A 24,859-nucleotide genomic window follows, 5' to 3' on the forward strand; every position below is an offset into this window, starting at 1 on the left:
AGGCGATTTCTTCCAGGGTCGAGAAACCTTCCTCGACCAGGATGTCGGCCACTTCCTGGTCAACATCGAGCTTTTCCATGAACAGCGTACGGATCAGCGCGGTCTCGGCTGCCGACTTGTCGGCCGATTCCTCGGCCGTCATGATATTGATCTGCCAGCGGGTCAGCTCGGCGGCCAGGCGCACGTTCTGACCGCCACGGCCAATCGCGATGGCCAGGTTCTCTTCGTCCACCACGACGTCCATGGCGTGCTTTTCTTCATCGACGACGATGGAGCTGACGTTGGCCGGTGCCAGTGCGCCGATGACGAATTGGGCCGGGTCTTCCGACCACAGCACGATGTCCACGCGCTCGCCGCCCAGTTCACCGGTGACAGCCTGCACGCGCGAACCGCGCATGCCCACGCAGGTACCGATGGGGTCGATGCGCTTGTCGGCGGTGTAGACCGCGATCTTGGCGCGCACACCCGGGTCACGGGCAGCGGACTTGATTTCCAGCGAGCCTTGTTCGATTTCCGGTACTTCCAGCTCGAACAGCTTCATGATGAATTCAGGCGCGGTACGCGACAGGATCACCTGCGGGCCACGGGCGCTGCGATCCACACGCAGGATGTAGGCACGCACACGGTCGCCGATACGCAGGTTTTCCTTGGGGATCATCTGGTCACGCGGCAGGCGTGCTTCGATCTTGCCGGATTCGATGATGGCGTCACCGCGCTCCATGCGCTTGATGGTACCGGTCACCAGGGCATCGCCACGGGCCAGGAAGTCGGCCAGGATCTGCTCGCGCTCGGCGTCGCGGATGCGCTGCAGGACGACCTGCTTGGTGTCCTGGGCAAAACGGCGGCCGAATTCGACGGATTCGATCGGATCCTCGATGTACTCGTCCACTTCGATATCGGGGAACTGGTCGCGGGCTTCGAACAGCAGCACTTCCTGGTCGGGCAGTTGCAGGCCGGCCTCGTCAGGCACCACATGCCAGCGACGGAAGGATTCGAACTCGCCGCTTTCGCGATCGATCGAGACGCGAATGTCGACCTCGCCTTCATAGCGCTTCTTGGTAGCCTGCGCCAGGGCATGCTCCAACGCGCCGAAGACGACTTCCTTATCGACGTTCTTTTCGCGCGCCAGCGCATCGACCAACAACAAAATTTCGCGACTCATCCTTTGCGACTCCTAAAATCGACCTGCGGCACCAGGTGTGCCTTATCCACATCGGCCAGCGTGAAATTCAACACGGCAGCCGACCCATCGTTTGCTTCAAATTCCAGTACCAGTTCCTCGCCTTCGGGGGTACGCAGCACACCTTCGTAGGTCTTGCGATTGGACGTGCCAGGCAGCGGCACGCGCAGCTTGACGACGGCTTCGCAATCGACGAAGCGCACGAAGTCCGAGAACTTCTTCAGGGGGCGATCCAGCCCCGGCGAGGAGACTTCCAGACGCTCATAGAGCACGTTTTCCACAGTGAAGACGTGCAACAGCTGATGCGTCGCTTTCTCGCAATCCTCGACCGTGATCGAATGCGCTTCTTCCGCCTCGGGGTCGAACGGGAAATCGATGAAGACGCGCACCAGGCCGCGCGGCGCCTTCTCGAACTCAACCAGTTCGTAGCCCAGGCCCGAGAGGGTGGATTCGATCAGTTCCAGCAATTGCAAGACTATTTCTCCATCAGGACGCCGGACTCATCGAAAAGACCGGCATCGAAAATTGATCAGCAAAAAAAAAATGGGCATCTGCCCATCTTTTGTTATCTCTCACGCAAATCGAGATCACACATCACGCGAACCGCCCTACTTCCGTAGCTTCGTGGCGCAGGCGGATCTTTCAATGATTTATCACATATGCGATTCGCGGCAGGTTGCGTTTAACTAACACATTATAACCGATACAGGTAGCCGCAGCAAACCCGGAGTGACCCAAAATGTATTGAGCGCGCCAAAAACGTCCATAAAAAACGTCATCGGCGCACTCCCTGCGCACCAGGGCCATCATCCTGCAGACTGGCCGCACCGCCATTTTCCGCGCGGCAAGCCGCGGGATGGCGGCCACGGCCGCATCAACAGATCAACGACCGCCACCACCGCCGCGACGGCGGTTCATGCCCGGCAGACCGCCCAGCATGTAGTTGGCCGCGGTATTGCCATTGCGCTGCGGGCGATTGCCACGACGCTGGCCATTGCCGGCATCGGGGAAGCCCAGCGCAGTCTGCAGCGGATCCGGCTGGCGACTCTTGGACTGGCCACCACCCTTGTTGCCACCGTAGTTGCCGCCCTGGTTACCACCGTAGTTGCCACCCTGGCCACCGCCGTAATTACCACCCTGGCCGCCGCCGTAGCTGCCGCCACGACCCTTCTGCGGCCCCTTGTTCTGCATGGAGTTGCCACGCGGACCATTGTTGCCCGAACCCTTGCCGGCGTTGCCAGCATTTCCGGCGTTACCGGACTTGCCCTCACCAGCCTGCTTTTCCAGACCACAGGCGGCCATCAGGTTGCGCACGGCGTTTTCTTCCAGCTCTTCCCAGCGACCACGCTTCAAGGTCTGCGGCAGGCTCATGGCACCGTAGCGGGTACGGATCAGGCGCGAGACGGTCAGGCCGACCGCCTCGAACATGCGACGCACTTCGCGGTTGCGGCCTTCGCCGATGGTGACGCGGTACCACTTGTTGACGCCTTCGCCACCGCCATCGGCGATGCGCGAGAACTGCGCCAGACCGTCATCGAGCTCGACGCCATGCAGCAACTTCTGGCGCATGCCCTCTTCCAGCTCGCCCAGGGTACGCACGGCGTATTCACGCTCGATGTTGTAGCGCGGGTGCATCAGGCGGTTGGCCAGGTCACCGGAGGTGGTGAAGAGCAGCAGGCCTTCGGTATTGAAGTCCAGGCGACCCACAGCCAGCCACTTGCCGGCCTTCATGGTGGGCAGACGATCGAAGACCGAGCTGCGGCCTTCCGGATCGGAGTGACTGACGATCTCGCCGGAGGGCTTGTGATAGACCAGCACGCGCGGCGGACGCTTGCTCACCTTGCGCTGGATCAGCTTGCCATTGATGCGCACGGCATCGGTGGGCAGGATGCGCTGGCCGATGTGGGCCGGCTCGCCGTTGACCGACACGCGGCCGGCAACGATCAGTTCTTCCATGTCGCGACGCGAACCCAGACCGGCGTCGGCCAGCACCTTGTGCAGCTTGGGGGCATCGTCCTCGGCGGTCAGATCGCGGCGACCATTCTTGCCGCGCATCTGGTGCGGCTGGCGTGCCGCGCCCTTGGCGCCGTCTTCACGATCATAGGCTTCGGAGGTGACAAAGCTGAAGATGTCATCGGTCTGCTCGCCAGCGCGCAGGCCCAGTTGCGGAGCCTTCGGCTTCTTGCCGTTCTTGTCGAAATTCTTCTTGCCTTGCTGCTGGCCCGACTGGCCCTGCTGACCTTGTTGGCCTTGCTGACCACGGTTCTTGCCGAACTGGCCGCGCTGCTCGGGCGCTGCAACAGCCTCGTCCTTGCCGGCCGGTGCGCCTTCGGCACCAGCAGCGGCGCGCTGGGCGGCGCGGTTGTTGCGCAAGGCACGCGGACCACGCACGCCACGGCGGGCAGGCTTGGCTCGATTCGGATCGAGCGGGGCATCCAGCAGGACCGGCGGCGCCACGACTTCCTCACCCACGGTCACGATGACCTTGGGCGGCTCGACGGGCGCAGCCTCGACCGCGGCCGGTGCCGGCGCAGGTGCATCAGCCTTCTTGGCGCGCGGTGCACGGGCCTTGGCGGGCTTGGACGGCGCCTCCATTTCCAGGCTCATCTGCGCCGGTGCGGCTGCGACTTCAGCCACCTCGGCGGCCTGCTCGGACTTCTTGGCACGCGGCTTGGTGGCGCGTGGCTTCTTTTCCGGTGCTGGCGCGGCCTTCACGGCGGCGGCAGGCGCGGCTACCGCCTCTTCGCCCTCCACCTTCTTGGCGCGCGACGCGCGCTTCTTGGGCGCAGGCGCTGCCGCCTCGACCGCTTCGGGCGCGACAGCCGGGGTATCGGTCGCAGCCGCAGTCTTGCGGGTGCGCTTCTTCACCGGCTTCTCGGTGGCAGCGGCATCGGCTGCGACGGATTCGACGTTGTGCTCGTCTTTGGAACTAGTTGGCTTCATTCTTCGGATCTTGATGTGGCGGACGCGCGTCGTCTTCCCGCTCCTGGGCCCGCTCGGTGGTGTCGTTATGCTCGCCGGCCGCTTCAACGGCAGCCTCGGTGGCGTCTGTGCCAATTACGGCAACGTCTTGCTCAAAAGGTTCTTGCGCTTCTGGGGAAGCGTCTTCACTGCTTGCCGCGCCCTCTTCCCCCGGGGGCACTGCGTTATCCATTTCCTGCGGTTCCGCCACGTCGACGGCATCGGCTTGCGGCTGAGCCGCTTCGTGCTCGTCAGGCGCTCCCTCGTCGATGTCCGCCAGCGGCAGCTGCGACTCCTCGGTCGCGCCGGCAGCGTCTTCCTCGACCAGTGCCGCGGCACCTCCTTCGAGTGCCTGCAATTCCAGCAGCGCCCCCTGGACGGCAGCCTCGCCGCCGACCTGCTGCAGCGGCGGCAACTCTTCCAGCGAACTCAGTCCCAGGTCATCCAGGAACTTGCGCGTGGTGGCAAACAGGGCCGGTCGGCCCGGCACGTCGCGATGGCCGATGGATTCGATCCAGCCCCGCTCTTCCAGCATCTTGATGGTCTGAGAATTGACCGCCACGCCACGGATGTCCTCGATATCACCACGCGTCACCGGTTGGCGATAGGCGATGATGGCCAAGGTCTCCAGGGTCGCGCGGGTGTACCGGGGCGGCTTCTCGGGATTGAGGCGCTCCAGGTAGACCTTCATTTCCTTGCGGCTCTGGAAGCGCCACCCGGTCGACAGGCTGACCACTTCCACGCCTTTGTCGGCCCACTCGGTGCGCAGCTCCTCGAGCATCTGCCGGATCATCTCGGCGTTGATTTCGCTGGCTTCTTCGCTCTCGGGATCGATATACAGCTTCTTGAGCTCATTGACCGACAGGGGCTCATGCGTGCAAAGCAATGCGGTTTCGAGGACTTTCTTGGCCTCAGCAATATTCATGTACCACTCTTGTGCGTCTTGTTGTTAACAAAAGTTCGGCTTGCAGCTGGTCTCCGTCCGGCATGCCTGCGACGAATCCGGCTTGCGGGCAAGCCGGGTACGACCAGTCTGGCGCAGTGCTGTCTGTGGCGGCGCTGCCTTCCGGTGTTTGGAGATTGAATGAGCTGGAATCTAAGACCCGGGCAAATCGGCGTCGCGGGGATATCGCGCTTTCGCAAAGCCGTCATGTCGCGGGGTTGCGGACGGCCGACCTGCACCTTTTCAACTACCGGCCTTGCGTCATGGATCCGTTATTGGCCGCACAGGCTGCGGCGGTCGGGCGCAAGGCATAAAAAAGTACTGCGCGGAGTGTAGCACAAAGATTTCCGGGGTTGGAGCCTGTTGCGCCCCACGGACAATTATTTGCACGCCGGGTCCGGGCGCCGGATCGCCTGCTTGCCCAACCAGGCCGTGAAATCCTCCACCGCCATGGGCTTGCCAAAGTAATATCCCTGCACCTCGTCGCAGGCATTTTCCTTCAGGAAAACATGTTGTTCCTCGTCCTCCACCCCTTCGGCGATGACCCGCAGGTTCAGGATATGGGCCAGCGAGATGACCGCCTTGACGATGGCCGCACTGTCGGCATCGCGGGCGATATCGCGCACGAAGGACTTGTCGATCTTGAGCGCATCGACCGGAAAGCGGCGCAGATACGACAGGCTGGAATAACCGGTGCCGAAATCATCCACCGAGATCTGCAAGCCCAGACGCTTCAAGGCATGCAGGGTGGCCACGCTTTTCTCGGCATCCTTCATCACCACGTTCTCGGTGATTTCCAGCTCCAGGCAGGAGGCCGCCAGTCCGCTCTGGGCCAGCACGTCGGCCACGAAGGCCGGCAGGCTCTGGTTGAGTTGACGCGGAGAAAGATTGACCGCCACCGGCATCGGCGGCAACCCGGCCTGCTGCCAGGCCTTGTTCTGGTGGCAGGCGGTGCGCAAGACCCATTCGCCGATGGGCACGATCAAGCCGGCCTCTTCGGCAAAGGGGATGAAGCGGTCCGGCGGTACCAGGCCCTGCTCGGGAGACTGCCAGCGGATCAGCGCCTCGGCGCCCACCACGCTGCCATCGACCAGACTCAGCTTGGGCTGGTAATAGAGCTTGAACTCCTCCTGGTCCAGCGCCCGGCGCAGGTTGATGAGCATTTCCAGGCGATTGCTGACCTGCGTATCCATCCAGGGCGCGAAGAACTGGAAGTTGTTGCGCCCCTGCTCCTTGGCCCGGTACATGGCCGAATCGGCGTGCTTGAGCAGGGTTTCCACATCCCGGCCATCGTCCGGGTAGCGGCTCACGCCGATGCTGGAGGTGACCTGGAACTCACGCCCGCCAGCCTGCCAGGGGCGCGACACGGCCACCAGGATGCGCTGCATCACCTCGGCGATGCCTGCCTCGCCGCCACTCTGGTTCTGCAGCACCAGCACGAACTCGTCGCCGCCCTGGCGCGCCACCATGTCGCTATCGCGCAGGCAGGATTGCAGGCGCTGCGCCACCGTCTTGAGCAATTCATCGCCGACCTGGTGGCCCAGGCTGTCATTGATGAACTTGAACTGATCCAGGTCCACGAAGGCTACCGCGGTCAGGCCGCCCTTCTGGCGCGCCGCCTGGATGGCGCGCTGCAGGTGTTCGTGCAGCATGTTGCGGTTGGGCAATCCGGTCAGGGCGTCATGTGTGGCCTGGTGGCGCATTTCCGCTTCATAGAGCTTGCGCTCGGTGATGACCTCCACCGTGCCTTCGTAGCAACTGAGTCCGCCACTGTCGTCATGGACGGCACGGGCGTTTTCGGAAATCCAGATGATGTCGCCATCACGGCGATAGACGCGCGACTCGAAATTGGAGACCGATCCCTGCTGCTCCATGAGCCGCATGAATTCACGGCGCCGCTCCGGCTCCACGTAAAGCTGGTGGCTGATGTCGCGCAGGCCCACGATCAGGTCCTCGGGCGAGCGATAGCCATAGATGCGCGCCAGCGCCGGGTTGACGGCGATATAGGTGCCATCGAGTGTGGTCTGGAATACCCCTTCGATGGCATTCTCGAAGATGCTGCGATAGCGGCGCTCGGCTTCCTGCAAGGCTTGCGCGGCTTCCTTGCGCTCGGTCACATCCTGCAGGAAGCCCTCCATGGCTTCCACCCGCCCGCTGGCGCCGTAGATGCCCACCCCGCGCTCCCACACCCAGCGCAGGGCGCCATCGGCGCGCACGATGCGGTACTCGATGTCGATGCGGCGACGCTCACGCATGCAACTATCGATATGGGCGCGCACCATGGCGCGGTCTTCCGGGTGGGTCAACTCCAGAAAGGAGATGCGCTGGTTCAGCAGCAGCTCCTCGGGCAGGTAGCCGGTCAGGGCCAGGCAACCTTCACTGACGAACTCGATGGTCCAGTGCTCATCGTCGCGGCAGCGATAGACTGCCCCATCCAGGTTGGCCAGCAGGGTTTCCAGCAGCCGCGGTGAACGCGGAATGGCCACGACGGCGTGATTCTGGCCCGCATCGTGGCGACACTGGGCCGGTGCAGCAGCTGTTTTCATAACGACATCGCGTCTCTCGCCCCCTCTACGCAAGGCTGTAGAAGATGTGCTTGTGGTGATCGGAATAGTGGAACCGTCTTGTCCGTGCAGCGGTTCTTCGGATGTACCGATAAAGCAATAAGGATGCCATCGCACGAAAAAGACCATGATGAGAGGTCACATGCATGCCACCCGGCGCGGCACATCGGCAAATCGACCGGAAACACCCCTCATTTCGTCCCGCAGGGCCGGCGCCGGGCGGCGGTAGAATCCTCCCAAGCCCGCCCGCGACCGCCAGCCGGTCGACCGGCGCCGGTTCAACAATGACAACAAGCGGATCCTTCCTATGTGGGCAAATCGGTATTTCGTATTCTGGGCAGTCCTGGTTCTCACCGTCGCGCTGATGCTGCTGGCCGCCGGCCACTACCTCAGCTGGGCCTGGGCACTGGTGCCGCTGGTGCTGACGTTCATCGGAGTACGTGACCTGGTGCAGCGGCGCCACGCGGTCCTGCGCAACTATCCGCTGATCGGCCATTTCCGCTTCATGTTCGAGGCCATCCGCCCGGAGCTGCGCCAGTATTTCTTCGAAGACGAGATGGATGGCCGGCCGTTCTCCCGCAAGAAGCGCAGCGTGGTCTACCAGCGCGCCAAGGCCGATGTCGACAGCCGCCCCTTCGGCACCGAGCTGGACATGCAGCAGGCCGGCCATGAATGGATAGGCCATTCGCTCTCGCCCACCAAGATCGCCAGCCACGACTTTCGCGTCGTGGTCGGTGCCGATCGTGCCCAGCCGTATTCGATGTCGGTGTTCAATGTCTCGGCGATGAGTTTCGGCGCACTCTCGGGCAATGCCATCCGCGCGCTGAACCAGGGCGCAAAAAAGGGCAATTTCGCCCATGACACCGGCGAAGGATCGGTCTCCTCCTACCACCGCGAATTCGGCGGCGACCTGGTCTGGCAGGTCGCCTCCGGCTACTTCGGTTGCCGCAATGCCGATGGCAGCTTCAATGAGGAGAAATTCACCGCCCAGGCGCAGTCACCACAGGTCAGGATGATCGAGGTGAAGCTGTCGCAGGGGGCCAAGCCCGGCCATGGCGGCGTGCTGCCGGCCGCCAAGATCACGCCGGAAATCGCCGCCACGCGCGGCATCCCGATGGGCGTGGATTGCATCTCGCCGGCCGTGCATTCATCCTTCTCCACCCCCATCGGCCTGCTGGAATTCATCGAGAAGCTGCGTGGCCTCTCCGGTGGCAAGCCGGTCGGCATCAAGCTGTGCGTGGGGCACCCCTGGGAATTCTTCGGCATCGCCAAGGCCATGATCAAGACCGGCATCGTGCCCGACTTCATCACCGTGGATGGCTCCGAAGGCGGCACCGGTGCCGCGCCCCTGGAGTTCGTCGACCACGTCGGCATGCCCCTGCAGGAAGGCCTGCTGATGGTACACAACACGCTGGTGGGCATCGGCCTGCGCGACAAGGTCAAGATCGGCGCCAGCGGCAAGATCATCACCGCCTTCGATGTGGCCCGCACGCTGGCGCTGGGGGCGGACTGGTGCAATTCGGCGCGCGGCTTCATGTTCGCGCTGGGCTGCATCCAGTCACAAAGCTGCCATACCGACCGCTGCCCCACCGGCGTGGCAACCCAGAATGCCAACCGCGCCCGCGCGCTGGTGGTGCCGGACAAGGCCGAGCGCGTCTTCCGCTTCCACCAGAGCACCCTGCACGCCCTGCAGGAACTGGTGCAGGCGGCCGGCCTGCCACATACCTCGGCGCTGCGTCCACACCATATCGTGCGGCGCATCAGTGATCACGAGATCCAGTTGATGTCCAATGTCCTGAAGTACCTGCAACCCAACGACTTGCTGGACGGCAATTATCGCTATCAAGTCTATGAAAGGTTCTGGCCCATCGCCCGGGCGGAAAGCTTCCATCCTGAATTCTGAGCCCGGTCATTTCCGCTGGACAATAAAAAACCCGCAGTCTTGAACGACTGCGGGTTTTTTATTGCCGGAAGTCCCAGTGGAACCCTGGCAGGGAATTACTTGCGCTTCATGAAGAAGATGAATTCATGTTCATCATTCTGCGACTGCTCCAGCAGATCGTTGCCGGTCTGCTTGGCGAAGGCCTGGAAATCGCGCACCGATCCGGTATCGGTGGCGGTCACCCTGAGTACCTGGCCACTGGCCATATCAGCCAGTGCTTTCTTGGTCTTGAGGATGGGCAGCGGACAGTTCAGGCCGCGGGCATCCAGTTCCCGGTGAAATTGAATGGTCATTACAGCGACTCAAAATGGATCACAACGAAAACGATTTTACTGCAAAGATGCGCCGAGTTGATGCATTGCACAAGATATGTTGTATTCGCCGCACTAAGCTTGTGCAAAAGCAATGAAATGGCCCGACTGCGCTGCCTACTTGTTGACCTGCGGTGTTTCGATGGGCGTGCTGGAACCGGCAAATTCAACGTACTGCACCGGCAGCTTGCGCGCGCGCATCCAGTCGGCCACCGCGTGGCCGGTACCGGCTGGCCAGGGGCGCAGGTCGGCCGGCTCGGACAGGCGGTATTCCACCAGTTCCGGCGAGAGCGTGATGCTGCCGCTGGCCCTGACGTAGTAGGCGATGATCAGCTCGTTCTTGCGGATGAATTCGTAGACACCGATGAGTTCGATATGCTGGGCATCGAGATCGGTTTCTTCCTTGAGCTCACGGGCGATACCCTGCTCGGGCGTCTCGTCGCGCTCCATGAACCCGGTGATGAGCGCAAAACGCCCTTCGGCCCAGGCGGCATTGCGCGCAGTGAGCATCTTGCCGTCGATTTCCACCAGCGCGGCCAGGACTGGCAGCGGGTTATCCCAATGGGTCCAGTGGCCGTCGGGGCAGGCAAGACGGATCTTGCCGGCCTCGTCCTCATCGGCGCGCAGCACCAGCGATGCTGCGCAAACCGGGCAGAACTTGAAATCACTCATGCGCGCTCCGCGATGGAATCAGATCACAGCTTGGCTTGCACCCAAGCGGTCACGCCTTGCAGCGCGCCCGGCAGGGCCGCCGGTTCGGTGCCGCCGGCCTGGGCCATGTCGGGACGGCCGCCACCCTTGCCGCCGACCTGCTGGGCGACGAAGTTGACCAGCTCGCCCGCCTTGACCTTGGCGGTCGCGTCCGCGGTGACACCGGCGATCAGGCTGACCTTGCCATCCTTGACGCTGGCCAGCACGATGGCGGCGGTCTTGAGCTTGTCCTTCAACTTGTCCATGGTCTCGCGCAGGGTCGCGACATCAGCGCCTTCCAGGGTCGCTGCCAACACCTTGATGCCGTTGATGTCGACGGCCTGGTTGACCAGTTCATCGCCCTGGCTGGAGGCCAGCTTGGACTTCAACGAAGCCAGTTCCTTTTCCAGTGCCTTGACCTGATCCTGCACCTGGCCGATGCGCGGCAGCAGTTCTTCCGGCTGCGTCTTCAGGGCGGCAGCGGCTTCGGCCACGCGGGCCGACAGCGACTGCACCAGCGCCAGCGCGCCTTCGCCGGTGACGGCTTCGACGCGGCGGATACCGGCCGCGACGCCGCCTTCGGAGACGATCTTGAACAGACCGATATCACCGGTGCGGGTGACGTGGGTGCCGCCGCACAGTTCGGTGGAGGTGCCGATGGAGAGCACGCGTACCAGGTCGCCGTACTTCTCGCCGAACAGCGCCATGGCGCCGGCAGCGATCGCATCGTCGTAAGCCATCAGCTGGGCGCCGGTGGCAACGTTGGCCAGCACTTCGCGGTTGACGATTTCTTCGACGCGACGGATCTCGTCGGCGGTCATCGGCGCATTGTGGCTGAAGTCGAAACGGGTCTTGTCGGCATCGACCAGCGAACCCTTCTGCGACACGTGCGAACCCAGCACTTCGCGCAGGGCCTTGTGCATCAGGTGGGTGGCCGAGTGGTTGCGCATGGTGCGGGCGCGCTGCTCGGCATCGACCTTGGCCTCGACGGCGTCGCCAACGGCCAGGCTACCCTTGACCAGTTGACCGTGGTGACCGAACACCTCGGCCTGGATCTTGTGCGTATCGGCCACGGCGAACAGGCCGCCAGCGGCTTCCAGCGCACCGGCATCGCCCGACTGGCCGCCGGATTCGGCGTAGAACGGGGTGGTGTCCAGCACCACGATGGCATCCTGGCCGGCCTCGATCTTCTGCACCGGGCTGCCGGCCACGTACAGGGCCACCACCTTGGCCTGCTGGGCCAGGAATTCGTAGCCGACGAAGCGGGTCTTGTCGCCGGTGTATTCGATGGCCGCGGCCATCTTGAACTTGCCGGCGGCGCGGGCGGCGGTCTTCTGGCGCTCCATGGCGGCGTCGAAGCCAGCCTCGTCCAGTTCCACCTTGCGTTCACGGCAGATGTCGGCGGTCAGGTCCAGCGGGAAGCCGTAGGTGTCGTAGAGCGTGAAGGCGGTTTCGCCATCGAGCTTGCCGGTATTGGAAGCCAGCGCGGCTTCCAGGATCTTCATGCCGTGTTCCAGGGTCTCGCCGAAGCGTTCTTCTTCCTGCTTCAGCACCATCTCGACGCGCTCGGCGGCTTCCGGCAGTTCCGGATAGGCGGCGCCCATCTGCACCACCAGGTCCTTGACCAGCTTGTGGAAGAAGGGCTTGGTCTGGCCCAGCTTGTGGCCGTGACGCAGGGCGCGGCGGATGATACGGCGCAGCACGTAGCCGCGGCCTTCATTGCCCGGAATGACGCCGTCGACGATCAGGAAGGAGGTCGCGCGGATGTGGTCGGCGATCACGCGCAGCGAGGCGTTGGTCAGGTCGGTGATGCCGGTCTCGCGGCCAGCGGCCTTGATCAGTGCCTGGAACAGGTCGATCTCGTAGTTGCTGTGCACGTGCTGCAGGATCGCAGCCAGGCGCTCCAGGCCCATGCCGGTATCGACGCAGGGCGCCGGCAGCGGGGTCAGGGTGTATTCGCCGGTGGCCGCATCGAGCTGGCGGTCGAACTGCATGAACACGTTGTTCCAGATCTCGATGTAGCGGTCGCCGTCGGCGTCGGGGCTACCCGGGGGGCCGCCCCAGATGTCCGGGCCGTGGTCGTAGAAGATCTCGGAGCAGGGACCGCAGGGGCCGGTCTCGGCCATCTGCCAGAAGTTGTCTGAGGCGTAGGGTGCGCCCTTGTTGTCGCCGATGCGCACCACGCGCTCGGGCGGCAGGCCGATGTCCTTGGTCCAGATGTCGTAGGCTTCGTCGTCGGTCTGGTAGACGGTGGCCCACAGCTTGTCGGCCGGCAGGCCATAGACCTGGGTCAGCAGTTCCCAGGCCCACTTCAGCGATTCGCGCTTGAAGTAGTCGCCGAAGGACCAGTTGCCCAGCATTTCGAAGAAGGTATGGTGACGCGCGGTGTAACCGACGTTTTCCAGGTCGTTGTGCTTGCCGCCGGCGCGCAGGCAGCGCTGCACGGAGGTGGCGCGCACGTAGTTGCGCTTGTCGGTGCCCAGGAACACGTCCTTGAACTGCACCATGCCCGAGTTGGTGAACAGCAGGGTCGGGTCATTGCCCGGCACCAGACTGGAGGAGCGGACGATGGTGTGATCCTTGGATTCAAAGAATTTCAGAAACTTGTCGCGAATTTCGGCTGAGTTCATGTTCGAAGACTGGTAAATGGACCTGGATAAGCCCGGATGATAGTCGGTGCAAAAAACAATTGCGAACCGACGATTATACGTGATCCGGCCGCAGATAAGCAGCCGGGGCGGCGTTGCCGGATGGCAGGCCGTGCGGAGGTCCCTCTCGCGGGATCGGCCTGCCCTGGCCGCTACCGATGGAACAGGCGAAAAAAAACCCGCCGGGGTATCCCCGACGGGTCACAGGTCCGGCTGACCCGGCTTGGCGCGAAGGATCGCGCGTCCGGACCTTAACGATCAGCCGCACCTTCCGGTAAATCCTGGCCCCGGCCGGGGTGAACCGGCCAGTGGCGAGAAAACCGATCAGGCGCCCTTGTTGATGGGCATTGCCGGAGCGGCCTTCTTGGCGTGCTTCTTGTGCTTCTTGTGCTTCTTGGCCTTCTTGGTGTGCTTCTTGTGCTTCTTGTGCGCAGGCTTGGCGGCCGGAGCTTCGGCTGCAGGAGCCGCGGCCGGTGCGGGCTGGGCCAGGACGGGCATGGCGAAAGCGGCGACGAGTACGGCTGCCAGCAGTTTGTTGATCTTCATCGTTTTCCTCTATATCTCAGTGTTGTGTGCTCCACAAGTCCACCGGCGTGCTCACGGGCGCCGGCCTTGTGCATCCTTAACGCAGGGCTTTTGCGGCACGTTGACAGCTTCCTGGAAGCTCCCCCCTGAAGGCCGCTGTCAGCCGCAGGGCCATCATAGCGAGCATGGCGCGATTCAGTCCGCCGGTAAGAGCGCGATTTGCCGTTCATTTCCAAGCAGCGCGATGGCGCGGATTGCGTGATTACCAGTTATCGGCCGCGATCAGGTCGATGCGATCGGTGCAGAAGGCGTCCACGCCCCAGCTGCGGATCTCGGCGGCACGCGCCGTCTCGTTGACGGTATAGCAGAACAGGCCGTAGCCGGCAGCCTTGACGGCGGCGGCCAGCGCCGGCGTGAGGTGCTTGTGGTTGGTATGCAGGGCCACGGCCTGCAACTGCTGCAGGCGCGCTTCCCAGTCGTCATGGATCACGTCGGTCAGGAAGCCCCGCGGCAGCTGTGGCGCCACGTCCTTGGCGGCGAGCAGCGCCTCGAAGGAAAACGAGGACAGCACCGGCAGCGACGCTGCCGGTGCACCGTCGAAGCGACGTGCCACCGCCTGCGCGGCCAGTTCGGCGGTGCGGCGGGCATGTTCGGGGGCGGCCGGCTTGATCTCGACGTTCATCCAGATACCGTGTTCCAGGCAGAAGTCCAGCCCCTGCTCCAGCGTGCAGATGCGCTCGCCAGCAAAAGAAGCGTCCAGCCAGGCGCCCGCTTCGAGCTCGCGCAGCTCGGCCCAGTCGGTCTCGGCGATCTTGCCGCTGCCGGGCAGGGTGCGTCCGCGCTGGGGGTCGTGCATCAGGATGGGGACGTCGTCGCGGGTGAGCATGACATCGAACTCGGCCGCGCGATAACCGTGCTGCAGACCGGTGCGAAAGCCGGCCAGGGTGTTTTCCGGTGCCAGCGTGCCACCGCCGCGATGGGCGAGGATCTTGGGATAGGGCCACATGGTGTTCTCTCCAGACAGGAAGATCGGGACAGGCAGGCGCAAGCACCGCCAATGGGCGCATAAGGTAGTGCAGATCGCGCCGCGCCACAAGCATTTGGCGACATGCCGGCGGCATCTGGTCGCATGGTGCTGGCCGCTCACCCTGCCCAGGCGCATCCTGCGGCCATTCCCCCCCATCCTGCGAGAGCGCCATGCCTGTATCCGACCAGCCCGAAAGCGTCAGCCCCGACCAGTTCCGGCAAGCCCGGCGCCGGGTCGAGCGGCAACTGGGTTTCCTGCGCCACCTGGCCCTCTATGTAGTGGTCAATGCCGGCCTGGTCACCCTGAACCTGCTCACCGCGCATCACCACTGGTGGAGCCTGGGGCCTCTCCTTGGCTGGGGAATCGGGTTACTATTCCACGCCCTGGGCGTATTCGGGCGCTTTCCCGCCGGCTGGAAGCAGGCGATGATAGAGCGCGAGCTGCGCCGCCACTGACTGGCACGGCCACCGGCGCCCGTCCGCAAGCCCGCCAGCCCGCTTCACCACCGAGAACGCATGAATCAACGAGATACCTCCGTCCCACCCCGCCTGCTGCTGTTGCTGCGCGAACTGGCCAGCTCGCTGCTGCCCACGCTGGTGATCAACCTGCTGTGCGCGCTGGCGGTGACCTACCTGATGCGCATCGGCGGCAGCTTCTACGAAAACCTGCAGGTCTCGATGTGCATCGGCCTGCTGGCCATGCTGTTCATCAACGGCACGCGCCTGGCGATCTGGGGCGATGGCCCGCCCAACAAGCTCGGTTTTGCCGTCCTGATCCTGGTGGCCGCACCCGTGTCGGTGCTGCTGGGCCGCATCCTGGCCAGCCTGTTGCTGGGCCAGCCCATCCTGAGCCTGGTCCCCGAGCACAGCGACAACATCATCGCGGCGATCGTGCTGACCTTCCTGGTCTGCTTCGGCGCCACCCTGTTCTTCTGGAACCGCCAGAAGCTGGCCGCCCTGGAGGCCCACGCCAGCCAGGTCGAGAAGCAGGCGGTGCAAGCCCAGCTGCAGATGCTGCAGGCACAGATCGAGCCGCACATGCTGTTCAATACCCTGGCCACCCTGCAATCGCTGATCAGCACCGATCCGCTGCAGGCCGAACTGATGCTCAACCAGCTGGTGCAATACCTGCGCACCACCCTGTCGGCCTCGCGCGCCGACAGCACCACGCTGCAAAAGGAATTCGACCTGATCAAGGCCTATCTGGGCCTGATGTCGCTGCGCATGGGCATGCGCCTGTCCTATACCCTGCAACTGCCGGAGCACCTGGGCCGGCTGCGCCTGGCGCCGATGCTGCTGCAGCCACTGGTGGAAAACGCCATCAAGCACGGCCTGGAGCCCAAGGTGGAAGGCGGCAATTGCACCGTGCGCGCGGCCATCCACAACGACATGCTGGTGCTGAGCGTGCTCGATACCGGCGTGGGCCTGCCCACCAGCTTCAGCCTGAACCAGCCGCCGGCGCAGAAGGAGCCGGTCATCGGCATGCACTTCGGCCTGGACAATATCCGCGAACGGCTGGTGACCCTCTATGGTCCGCTGTCCGAACTGATCATCACCCATAACGTCCCGGCTGGCGCGATGGCCCAGGTCACCATCCCGCTCAAGACGCTCAAGGCGGCGCACCGGCCCGCCAAGAGCAGCCGCCTGCTCGATCACTGACCACCCAGCGGAAACGCGCATGCCCTCTCCTACCGCCCTGATCGCCGAAGACGAACCCTTGCTGGCCAAGGCGCTAAGCCAGGCGCTGCAACGCACCTGGCCGCAGCTGGACGTGCTGCAGCTGGCCCCCAACGGCATCGTCGCGCTGGAGCAGGCGCTGGCGCTGCGCCCCGATGTGCTGTTCCTGGATATCAAGATGCCCGGCCAGAGCGGCCTGGAGGTGGCCCGCGAACTGGCCGAGCAATGGCCGCAAGGCCCGGGTGAGAAGCCCTTCCCGCTCATCGTCTTTGTGACGGCCTATGACGAGCATGCCCTGGAGGCCTTCGAGCGGGCCGCCATCGATTACCTGCTCAAGCCGGTCACCGATGCCCGCCTGGGCAGCACCGTGCAACGGCTGCAAACCCTGCTGGCGCAACGCAGCGCCAGCAGCCAGGACGACTACCTGGAGCTTGCCCTGGCCCGGCTGCGACAACTGGCCGCCCCGGCAGAGCAAGCGGCGACGCCGCGCCTGGAGATCATCCGCGCCGCCGTCGGCAACCGCACCCGGCTGATCCCGGTGGAGGAGGTGCTCTACTTCGAGGCCACCGACAAATACGTCAATGTCGTCACCGCCGATGGCGAGGCGCTGATCCGCACCAGCCTGCGCGAACTGCTGCCCCAGCTGGATGGACGCCAGTTCTGGCAGATCCATCGCGGCACCGTGGTACAGGTGCGCAAGGTGCAGGCGGCACTACGCGACGAGGCCGGCAAGCTCTCGCTGGTACTGCATGACCGGCCCGAGAAACTGCCGGTGAGCCGCCTGTTCGCCCATCTGTTCAAGCAGATGTAGGCAAGCCCCACGGGCAGCCCCGGCACACGTCCTAGCGGTAGTAGCCGCCATAGTACGGATGATAGTAATGCGGCTGCGGCGGGCCAACCGGCACCACCACGCAAGCAGACAAGGTAGCGGCAGCCAGGGCGGCGGCCACGATCAGTTTGATCCATCGTTTCATGATGTCCTCCATCGTTACGGTCTTGTTAGGTAGGCCAGACAAGTCGCCAAGCCACACTGGCAGATTGCCAGCGTGGCCCCATGACAGGTAATTCCTGCTCGTATCATCTGTAACAAGAAAACCGACCGCTGGCGTTGTCATCTGGCAAAAAATCCGGCCCGGTCGGGCGCAAAGGCCGATGAAAACGGGCGCGTGGGGTAAAATGCTTGCCATCTGAATAAATAGGCATTCCTCCCGATTCATCCCATGAGCAACGAACTGAAAAACGGACACACCCCTGCCCCCTCCACCAATTTCCTGCGCGGCATCATCGAGGCCGACCTGGTCTCCGGCACCTACGCCGAGCGCGGCAACCAGGATGGCCAGGCGCTGCCGCAGGTGGTGACCCGTTTTCCGCCCGAACCCAACGGCTACCTGCACATCGGCCACGCCAAGTCGATCTGCCTGAACTTCGGCCTGGCCGCCGACTACGCCGGCCGCTGCCACATGCGCTTCGACGACACCAACCCTGAAAAGGAAGAACAGGAATACGTCGACACCATCCTGGACTCGGTCAAGTGGCTGGGCTTCTCCTGGGAGCATGAAAGCAAGTCGCACCTGTACTACGCCAGCAACTACTTCGACGTCATGTACGCCTGTGCCCAGGCGCTGATCCGCAAGGGCCTGGCCTATGTCGACGAGCAGAACGCCGAGCAGATGCGCGAGAACCGCGGCACCCTGACCGAAGCCGGCAAGAACTCGCCGTGGCGCGACCGCCCGGCCGACGAATCGCTGCGCCTGTTCGAGGAAATGCGCGACGGCAAGCACCCGGACGGTTCCATGATCCTGCGCGCCAAGATCGACATGGCCAGCCCCAACATGAACCTGCGCGATCCGGCCATCTACCGCATCCGCCACGCCACCCACCACAACACCGGCGACAAGTGGCGCGTGTACCCGATGTACACCTTCGCGCATCCGATCGAAGACGCGCTGGAAAGCATCTCGCACTCCATCTGCACCCTGGAGTTCGAAGACCAGCGCCCGTTCTACGACTGGCTGCTGGAACAGCTGGCCGAGGAAGGCTTCTTCAAGAAGCCGCTGCCGCACCAGTACGAATTCGCCCGCCTGAACCTGACCTACATCATCACCAGCAAGCGCAAGCTGCGCCAGCTGGTGGATGAGAAGATCGTCTCTGGCTGGGATGACCCGCGCATGCCCACCATCGTCGGCCTGCGCCGTCGCGGCTACACCCCGGAAGCGATCCGCCTGATGTGCGACCGCACCGGCGCCTCCAAGAACAACAGCTGGATCGACTTCAGCGTGCTCGAAGGCGCGCTGCGTGAAGACCTCGATCCCAAGGCCCCGCGCGCAGTGGCCGTGCTGCGCCCGCTGAAGCTGATCATCGACAACTTCCCCGCCGGCCAAAGCATCGACTGCAGCGCCCCGGTCTATCCGCCGGCGCACCCGGAACACGACAGCGCGCACCGCCATTTCCCCATCACCAAGGAATTGTGGATCGAACGCGAAGACTTCATGGAAGAACCCACCAAGGGTTACTTCCGTCTCTTCCCTGGCAACAAGGTGCGCCTGCGCTACGGTTACGTGGTCGAGTGCACCGGCTGCGACAAGGATGAACACGGCAACGTCATCGCCGTGCATTGCAACTACTTCGAAGACAGCAAGAGCGGCACCGAAGGCAGCTCCAATTACAAGGTCAAGGGCAACCTGCACTGGGTCAGCGCCGAGCACGCGCTGGCCACCGAAGTGCGCCTGTACGACCGCCTGTTCTCGGACCCGCACCCGGATGCCGGCGGCAAGGATTTCCTGGCCGCCCTGAATCCGAACTCCAAGGAAGTCATCACCGCCTACCTGGAGCCGACCTTGAAGAGCGCCAAGCCCGGCGAGATCTACCAGTTCGAACGCCACGGCTATTTCGTCGCCGACCGCGTCGACTCGACCGATGGCCAGCCGGTCTTCAACCGCGCCGTGACGCTCAAGGACAGCTGGGGCAAATAAGCCCGGTGTTCCGGGGAACCGGCCGCAAGGCCACGCGGGCGGCGCACTGCGCTACGCCGCCCGTGCACAGGGAAGGCGCAATGGCGTGGAGCTTTCCACGTCGACCGGCAAGGGGAAGGCTCATGTTCGAGCAGATCAAGATCCAGCGCATGTCGATGGCCACCATCTACAAGCTGCTGGCCATCGGCACCACGTTCTCGCTGGTGCCGTTTTCAACGCTGATGGGCGTGCTCTCGCTGTTCGGCGCCCAGACCATCACCTGGGATGGCAAGCACCTGATCGGCTATGACGGCCTGATCGCCTCGCCCTTCATCGGCCTGTTCCTGTCGGGCTTCATCACCCTGTTCCTGGGCACGCTCTGCACCATCGGGCTGTGGCTGTATTCGCTGTGGCGCCCGCTGGCGCTGCGCGTGGAGCCAGTGGACAACCTCGATATCGACAAGCTGATCCGCGACAGCGAAGAAGCCATGGCCACGCGCGACTGAAGCGCCGGAGCGCCGGGTGGCATACCACCATCGGCGCCTAGAACATCCTCATCCATTTCAGGAAGGCCACGGTGGCCACACCGAGGCCGCCCATGATTCCCATCACGATCCAGAACGAGCCCTCGTCATGCAGGCCCGGCAGCCCCGCCACGTTCATCCCGAAGATCCCCGATACCAGCGTGGCCGGCATCAGCAAGGCGGTCAGCACCGATAGTGCCATCAGGTTGCGGTTCATCTGTTCCGACATCTGCGAGGCGATCTCTTCCTGCAGCAGCTTGGCCCGTTCATAGACGGCTTCCACGGTGGAATGCAGTTCATTGAGTTCGTCCAGGGCGTGGGTCAGGTCTTCCAGCGCCTCCAGCGGTACCCAGGACGGACGCAGGCGATGGAACTGCGCCAGGATGCGCCGCTCCGGCGCGATGAAGCGGCGCAGCTCGGCCAGTTGCCGGCGGATCCCCGAGAGTTCGCTGCGGTCTTCGGCACGGCGGTCCGAGAGCACCGAGAATTCGATGTCATCGACCTTGTCATTGAGCTTGTCCAGGCGCGCATTGAAGCCATCGGCCAGGCAGCGCAGCAGCTCGGCGAACAGGTCCATGGGATTGTCGAACTCGCCGCCATCGAGCACCTTCTGGCGCAGCATGTTGGTGGAGATCAGCGGCTGGGTGCGCAAGGTCAGCAGGCGGGTGCGGTCCAGGTAGAAATGCAGGGCCCCCTTCTCGGTGCCGGTATCGCCGATCTCCATCTTCATGTCGGTGAGCGTGCCGTAGACGCCGTCGGGCGTGGCATGCAGGCCGGGATGGGTATCGCTGCTGAGGAGGAATTCGGTGATGTATTCCGCAATCCCGCTGTGATGCTGCATCCAGTGCTGGATCTTGACGTCGGCCGTCTTCACATGCAACCAGGTGAACTCCGGCGCAGCCGGCCGGTAGTCGATCAGGTCATTCCATTTGAGCTGGCTGGCGCGGCCCTCGTTGAAGCGGAAGGCGCAGATGAATCCGGCCGGTTCATAGAGCAGGTGCAGGGCGTGCGGCGTATCCGGCGGATTGTGCATGGCGGCCAGTCGATAAGGGCTTCAGAGGATGAACCGGCATTCTAGCGGTCCTCTTTGACCCATTTATGACAAACCCGTGACGGCGACATGCCGTGCCGCCACGCCAGCAGATCAGTAGTTGAAGTTGCGGTTGCCGTAGGCTTCGCGGGCGGCGTCGCACACGCGGATCTGGGTCGCGCTCATGCCGGAGGTACCGTTGAGCGAGCATTGATCGGCCACCGACTTGGCCTCGTCGAGATTCTGGCGGAAATAGGCGTAGTCCTTCTTGCCACCGATGGCATCGCAGGCCGAGAGCAATGGAAGTGCAATGCACAGCAAAGCCGGCAGACGAATGAACTTGTTCATGCAGCGAATCCCCTGAAAACCGGGCCCCGGCCCGAAGACATGCAGCTTCGCGTCACGGCTCCCTCCCCGGGGCCGATGCGGCGTATGGTCGCTGCGACGCCGCAAAGTATAGACAGCAAATCCGGATTGCTCAATGGAAATTTCCAGCATTCCCGGCGATGGCCACAAATGCATCCGGATAGCCACACTATCGGCCAGGACCGCCCAGACGACAAGGCCGGTCACATGGACCGGCCTTGTCAGTTCAGTTCAGCAATCCCTCATCCGCGCCGCTTGAGCAAGGCATGCAGGATGATGGCGCCGAAGGTGGCGGTACCGATGCCACCCAGTGCGAAACCACCCAGCTTGAGGGTGAAGTCGCCCGCGCCCAGCACCAGGGTGACGGCCGCCACGATCAGGTTGGTATTGTTGGAGAAATCAACCTTGTTCTCCACCCAGATGCGCGCACCCGAGACGGTGATCAAGCCGAACACCACGATCGACACACCCCCCAGCACCGCACCCGGGATGGTCAGGATGGCCGCGCCGAACTTGGGCGAAAAGCCCAGCAGGATGGCAATGGCCGCCGCCACCACGAACACCAGGGTGGAATAGATCTTGGTCACGGCCATCACGCCGATGTTCTCGGCATAGGTGGTCACGCCGGTGCCGCCCACGCTGCCCGAGAGCATGGTGGCCAGGCCGTCGCCGATGAAGGCGCGGCCGATGTAGCGGTCCAGGTTCTGGCCGGTCATGGCCGACACCGCCTTGATGTGGCCCAGGTTCTCGGCCACCAGGATGATCGCCACCGGCGCCAGCAACGCCATGGCGCTGGCATGGAAGACCGGGGAAGCGAAGTGCGGCACGCCGAACCAGGCGGCATTGGCCACGCCCGAGAAATCGATGGGCTTGCCCAGGCCGGCGCCGTTGGTCAGTACCGCATAGAGCACATAGGCCAGCAGCAGGCCGACCAGGATCAGCAGGCGTTGCAGCATGCCGCGCGCAAACACCGCTACGCCACCCACGCACAGCACGGTGGCCAGCGCCATCCAGCTGTCGAAGCTGCTGCCGGAGACCCCCTTGACGGCGATCGGTGCCAGGTTCAGGCCGATCACGGCCACCACGGCACCGGTCACCACCGGCGGCATCAGCGACTCGATCCAGCGCGTGCCCACGCCCGAGACGATCAGGCCGATCACGGTATAGGCCGCACCACAGGCGATGATGCCGCCCAGCGCCACCGGGAGGTTGGCATTGGGGCCCGAACCGGCATAGCCGGTCACGGCGATCACCAGGCCGATGAAGGAGAAGCTGGAACCCAGGTAGCTGGGCACGCGGCCGCCCACCAGCAGGAAGAACAGCAGGGTACCCACGCCCGACATCAGGATCGCCAGGTTGGGATCGAAGCCCATGAGCAGCGGCGCCAGCACGGTCGAACCGAACATGGCGACCACGTGCTGCACGCCCATGGCCAGCGTCTGCGGCGCAGGCAGCCGTTCATCGGCGGCGATCACGGCACCCTTGCCATCGGTGGTGCTGCTGCGCAGCCGCCATTGGGGGAAGTACGAACCCGACATGGAGATCCCTTTCTTAGTGGATTTGTTATGGATTATTCGTGTTGTGGAACGGGGGCTAGTGTATTGAGCGCTCGCACAAATAACAATTGCTGCGGCGGCCCGGACGCAAAAAAATCCGTAAAAGCTTTCCGGGCGCGCCAGCAGTGCTGCGTAGCGGTGCAAAAACCCGGGGCGGTGCGGCCGCCTGCCCCAAAACTGACAGCCACCCCACGGCCTCGCGCCAAGGGAAGATGCGCCAGAGGCCACGGGCATGCTTCTTGCGCCACGGGAGAGGTTAGAATCCCGCCGCCGAGTCATCCTCACCATGTCCATGATCAACCTGACCACCCCCGCCCTGCTCTTCCCCGCCACCTCACTGTTGCTGCTGGCCTATACCAACCGCTTCCTGGTGCTGGCGCAGCTGATCCGCAACCTGCAGAACCAGGGCCAGAACGACGAGCGCGGCCTGGTGATCCGCCAGATCCTCAACCTGCGCAAGCGCATCGTGCTGACCCGCTACATGCAGGCCCTGGGGGTGTCGAGCTTCATCATGTGCGCCGTCTCCATGTTCCTCATCTTCGTGGACCGCAACCGCGCTGCCGAGGTGCTGTTCGGCATCAGCCTGTTCCTGCTGGTGATGTCGCTGCTGGTGTCGCTGTGGGAAATCATGATCAGCACCCGCGCCATCGAGATCACCCTGGAAGACATGGCCCAGAAGCTGGGCCGCTCCAGCGTCGTGGTCGAGTGAAGCGTTTTCAAGGAGCGGCGAATTCTATTGCAGGCCGCCTCCCGGGGAAAATGTGATAATCGCTCGGCCTGGCCGGCACACCACGGTGCCGGCAGGCGACCCTCGACTATGGACTGGAGACCTACATGATCCTGGAACTGGCGGACATCCGCATCCAACCCGGCAAGGAAGCCGAATTCGACCAAGCCATCCAGCGCGGCCTGGCGCAAACCATCTGCAAGGCCCGTGGCTATCTCGGCCACAAGGTACAAAAAGGCGTGGAATCGCCCCAGCGCTACCTGCTCATGGTGCATTGGGCCACCCTGGAAAACCATACCGTGGATTTCCGCGAATCGCCCGCCTTTACCGAATGGCGCGGCATCGTCGGCCCCTTCTTCGCCGGCGCCCCGCAGGTCGAGCATTTCTCGCTGCTGACCGAATCGGCCTGAACATCCGGCCCGCGCCCACCCGGCGCGAAGGAACGTTTGCGGCATCGCCCTGACTAACGGGCAATGAGAGACAGAGCGCGCGTGCCACCCGCGCGCCGCTCGTGTAACATGCGCCGCCACGACAAGAGCGGCGCTGCCGCCGCCCAGGAATACCAGGATGACCAGACTGCCCCGCCTTGCCCATCGCCTTGCCCGCGCCCTCCCCCTCCGCACTCCCTCGCACCGGCGATTGGCCGCAGCTGCGGGCCTGTGCAGCCTCATGCTGGCCCTGGGCGGCTGCGACCACTTCAGCAGCGACGAGCAGCGCCAGGCCGAGGTGGTCGGCAACTTCTACCGCATCCACCTCCAGATCCACGCCCCCGGCCTGCCCTCGGCCGATGAGCTCAAGCAGTTCGAGCCGCTGCTCAGTCACGCCCTCTACACCCTGCTGACCGAGACCGAGGCCGCCGACACCCGCTACCACGCCGCCCTGGGCAACCAGGCCGCCCCGCTGATCGATGGCGACCTGTTCACCTCGCTCTACGAAGGCGCCACCTCGTTTGCCGTGCAATCCTGCGACAGCGACGCCCAGCGCGCCTCCTGCCAGGTGGCCCTGCGCTATCGCAAGGATGGCGCCGACGAATCCTGGAACGACAAGATCCTGCTGGTGCTGGAAGGCCAGCAGTGGCGTATCGATGACATCGAATTCATCGGCAACGACCAGTCCTCGCAACGCGAATACCTCAGCGACACCCTTACCGACGCCATCAAGCAGGCCCAATGAGACGCCACGTTCCGCTGGCCGGGCGGCGTGAGCGGAATTGGCGGCCTTTTGGCAATGTGTTCTCG

Annotated in this window: 23 protein-coding genes; 9 read left to right on the forward strand and 14 right to left on the reverse strand. The window is 63.8% G+C overall.

Going from position 1 to position 24,859, the window contains the following annotated elements; all coding sequences use genetic code 11:
• The 5 genes from nusA to ACIPHN_RS22075 all read right to left on the reverse strand — a co-directional run.
• Window positions 1-1,162 (reverse strand): transcription termination factor NusA (gene nusA, locus ACIPHN_RS22055; protein ID WP_400440192.1); only part of this gene is annotated, 1,162 nt, incomplete at its 3' end.
• Window positions 1,159-1,653 carry a ribosome maturation factor RimP gene (gene rimP / locus ACIPHN_RS22060; RefSeq protein WP_400440195.1) on the reverse strand — a complete coding sequence of 165 codons (495 nt, stop codon included), beginning with the start codon at window positions 1,651-1,653 and terminating at the stop codon, window positions 1,159-1,161. The genes rimP and nusA, both read right to left, overlap by 4 nt.
• A gap of 409 nt (window positions 1,654-2,062) precedes the next feature.
• Window positions 2,063-4,123: a 23S rRNA pseudouridine(2605) synthase RluB gene (gene rluB, locus ACIPHN_RS22065; RefSeq protein WP_400440197.1), complete on the reverse strand. Its 2,061-nt coding sequence runs from the start codon at window positions 4,121-4,123 to the stop codon at window positions 2,063-2,065.
• Window positions 4,110-5,066, reverse strand: a complete 957-nt coding sequence (gene scpB, locus ACIPHN_RS22070) for an SMC-Scp complex subunit ScpB (RefSeq protein ID WP_400440199.1) — start codon at window positions 5,064-5,066, stop codon at window positions 4,110-4,112. Before scpB ends, rluB begins: the two co-directional genes overlap by 14 nt.
• A 398-nt stretch (window positions 5,067-5,464) precedes the next feature.
• Window positions 5,465-7,630, reverse strand: a complete 2,166-nt coding sequence (locus ACIPHN_RS22075) for a putative bifunctional diguanylate cyclase/phosphodiesterase (RefSeq protein WP_400440201.1) — start codon at window positions 7,628-7,630, stop codon at window positions 5,465-5,467.
• 325 nt (window positions 7,631-7,955) lie between these two features.
• Between ACIPHN_RS22075 and ACIPHN_RS22080 the strand changes: the two genes are divergently transcribed.
• Window positions 7,956-9,551, forward strand: coding sequence for an FMN-binding glutamate synthase family protein (locus tag ACIPHN_RS22080; protein WP_400440203.1), 1,596 nt, complete (start codon window positions 7,956-7,958; stop codon window positions 9,549-9,551).
• Window positions 9,552-9,646: 95 nt separating this feature from the next.
• Here the strand turns inward: ACIPHN_RS22080 and ACIPHN_RS22085 are convergent, their stop codons facing one another.
• The 5 genes from ACIPHN_RS22085 to ugpQ form a co-directional block, all read right to left on the reverse strand.
• A complete protein-coding gene (locus ACIPHN_RS22085) occupies window positions 9,647-9,883 on the reverse strand; it encodes a sulfurtransferase TusA family protein (protein ID WP_006464319.1) in 237 nt (78 codons plus the stop codon).
• Between the two features lie 135 nt (window positions 9,884-10,018).
• Window positions 10,019-10,573 carry an NUDIX domain-containing protein gene (locus tag ACIPHN_RS22090; protein WP_400440206.1) on the reverse strand — a complete coding sequence of 185 codons (555 nt, stop codon included), beginning with the start codon at window positions 10,571-10,573 and terminating at the stop codon, window positions 10,019-10,021.
• Window positions 10,574-10,596: 23 nt separating this feature from the next.
• Window positions 10,597-13,221: an alanine--tRNA ligase gene (alaS, locus tag ACIPHN_RS22095; protein WP_400440209.1), complete on the reverse strand. Its 2,625-nt coding sequence runs from the start codon at window positions 13,219-13,221 to the stop codon at window positions 10,597-10,599.
• A gap of 342 nt (window positions 13,222-13,563) precedes the next feature.
• Window positions 13,564-13,785, reverse strand: a complete 222-nt coding sequence (locus ACIPHN_RS22100) for a hypothetical protein (protein ID WP_400440210.1) — start codon at window positions 13,783-13,785, stop codon at window positions 13,564-13,566.
• Window positions 13,786-14,026: 241 nt separating this feature from the next.
• Window positions 14,027-14,770, reverse strand: a complete 744-nt coding sequence (gene ugpQ, locus ACIPHN_RS22105) for a glycerophosphodiester phosphodiesterase (RefSeq protein ID WP_400440212.1) — start codon at window positions 14,768-14,770, stop codon at window positions 14,027-14,029.
• A gap of 191 nt (window positions 14,771-14,961) precedes the next feature.
• Here ugpQ and ACIPHN_RS22110 point away from each other — a divergent pair, with 191 nt between their 5' ends.
• From ACIPHN_RS22110 to ACIPHN_RS22120, 3 genes are read left to right on the forward strand one after another with little or no spacing between them, the layout of a single operon-like run.
• The gene (locus ACIPHN_RS22110; protein WP_400440215.1) at window positions 14,962-15,246 is read left to right on the forward strand and encodes a 2TM domain-containing protein; all 285 of its coding nucleotides are present in this window, start codon (window positions 14,962-14,964) and stop codon (window positions 15,244-15,246) included.
• Window positions 15,247-15,306: 60 nt separating this feature from the next.
• On the forward strand, window positions 15,307-16,449 hold the full coding sequence (locus tag ACIPHN_RS22115; protein ID WP_400440218.1) for a sensor histidine kinase: 1,143 nt from the start codon (window positions 15,307-15,309) through the stop codon (window positions 16,447-16,449).
• Window positions 16,450-16,468: 19 nt separating this feature from the next.
• Complete coding sequence (locus ACIPHN_RS22120; RefSeq protein WP_400440221.1) at window positions 16,469-17,278, forward strand: LytR/AlgR family response regulator transcription factor; 810 nt, start codon at window positions 16,469-16,471, stop codon at window positions 17,276-17,278.
• 31 nt (window positions 17,279-17,309) lie between these two features.
• Here the strand turns inward: ACIPHN_RS22120 and ACIPHN_RS22125 are convergent, their stop codons facing one another.
• Entirely contained in the window at window positions 17,310-17,441 is a 132-nt protein-coding gene (locus ACIPHN_RS22125; protein ID WP_400440223.1) for a hypothetical protein, read from the reverse strand.
• Between the two features lie 246 nt (window positions 17,442-17,687).
• Here ACIPHN_RS22125 and ACIPHN_RS22130 point away from each other — a divergent pair, with 246 nt between their 5' ends.
• Both ACIPHN_RS22130 and ACIPHN_RS22135 read left to right on the forward strand, forming a co-directional pair.
• A complete protein-coding gene (locus ACIPHN_RS22130; protein ID WP_400440225.1) occupies window positions 17,688-19,439 on the forward strand; it encodes a glutamine--tRNA ligase/YqeY domain fusion protein in 1,752 nt (583 codons plus the stop codon).
• A 122-nt stretch (window positions 19,440-19,561) separates the two neighbouring features.
• Entirely contained in the window at window positions 19,562-19,924 is a 363-nt protein-coding gene (locus ACIPHN_RS22135; RefSeq protein ID WP_198983786.1) for a hypothetical protein, read from the forward strand.
• A gap of 37 nt (window positions 19,925-19,961) precedes the next feature.
• Here ACIPHN_RS22135 and ACIPHN_RS22140 read toward each other — a convergent pair whose 3' ends face one another.
• The 3 genes from ACIPHN_RS22140 to ACIPHN_RS22150 all read right to left on the reverse strand — a co-directional run bounded on the left by ACIPHN_RS22140 (window position 19,962) and on the right by ACIPHN_RS22150 (window position 22,876).
• Entirely contained in the window at window positions 19,962-20,975 is a 1,014-nt protein-coding gene (locus ACIPHN_RS22140) for a transporter (RefSeq protein WP_400440228.1), read from the reverse strand.
• Window positions 20,976-21,086: 111 nt separating this feature from the next.
• Window positions 21,087-21,320, reverse strand: a complete 234-nt coding sequence (locus ACIPHN_RS22145; protein ID WP_400440231.1) for a hypothetical protein — start codon at window positions 21,318-21,320, stop codon at window positions 21,087-21,089.
• Window positions 21,321-21,580: 260 nt separating this feature from the next.
• Complete coding sequence (locus ACIPHN_RS22150) at window positions 21,581-22,876, reverse strand: solute carrier family 23 protein (protein ID WP_400440234.1); 1,296 nt, start codon at window positions 22,874-22,876, stop codon at window positions 21,581-21,583.
• 310 nt (window positions 22,877-23,186) lie between these two features.
• Here ACIPHN_RS22150 and ACIPHN_RS22155 point away from each other — a divergent pair, with 310 nt between their 5' ends.
• From ACIPHN_RS22155 to ACIPHN_RS22165, 3 genes are all read left to right on the forward strand, one after another.
• Window positions 23,187-23,603: a DUF2721 domain-containing protein gene (locus ACIPHN_RS22155; protein ID WP_400440447.1), complete on the forward strand. Its 417-nt coding sequence runs from the start codon at window positions 23,187-23,189 to the stop codon at window positions 23,601-23,603.
• 125 nt (window positions 23,604-23,728) lie between these two features.
• Window positions 23,729-24,031, forward strand: coding sequence for an antibiotic biosynthesis monooxygenase family protein (locus ACIPHN_RS22160; protein WP_400440237.1), 303 nt, complete (start codon window positions 23,729-23,731; stop codon window positions 24,029-24,031).
• Between the two features lie 229 nt (window positions 24,032-24,260).
• A complete protein-coding gene (locus ACIPHN_RS22165) occupies window positions 24,261-24,794 on the forward strand; it encodes a DUF3828 domain-containing protein (RefSeq protein ID WP_400440240.1) in 534 nt (177 codons plus the stop codon).
• Window positions 24,795-24,859 lie beyond the last annotated feature (65 nt).

It is taken from the genome of Herbaspirillum sp. NPDC087042 (genome assembly GCF_044745245.1).
GTDB lineage: Bacteria > Pseudomonadota > Gammaproteobacteria > Burkholderiales > Burkholderiaceae_D > Herbaspirillum.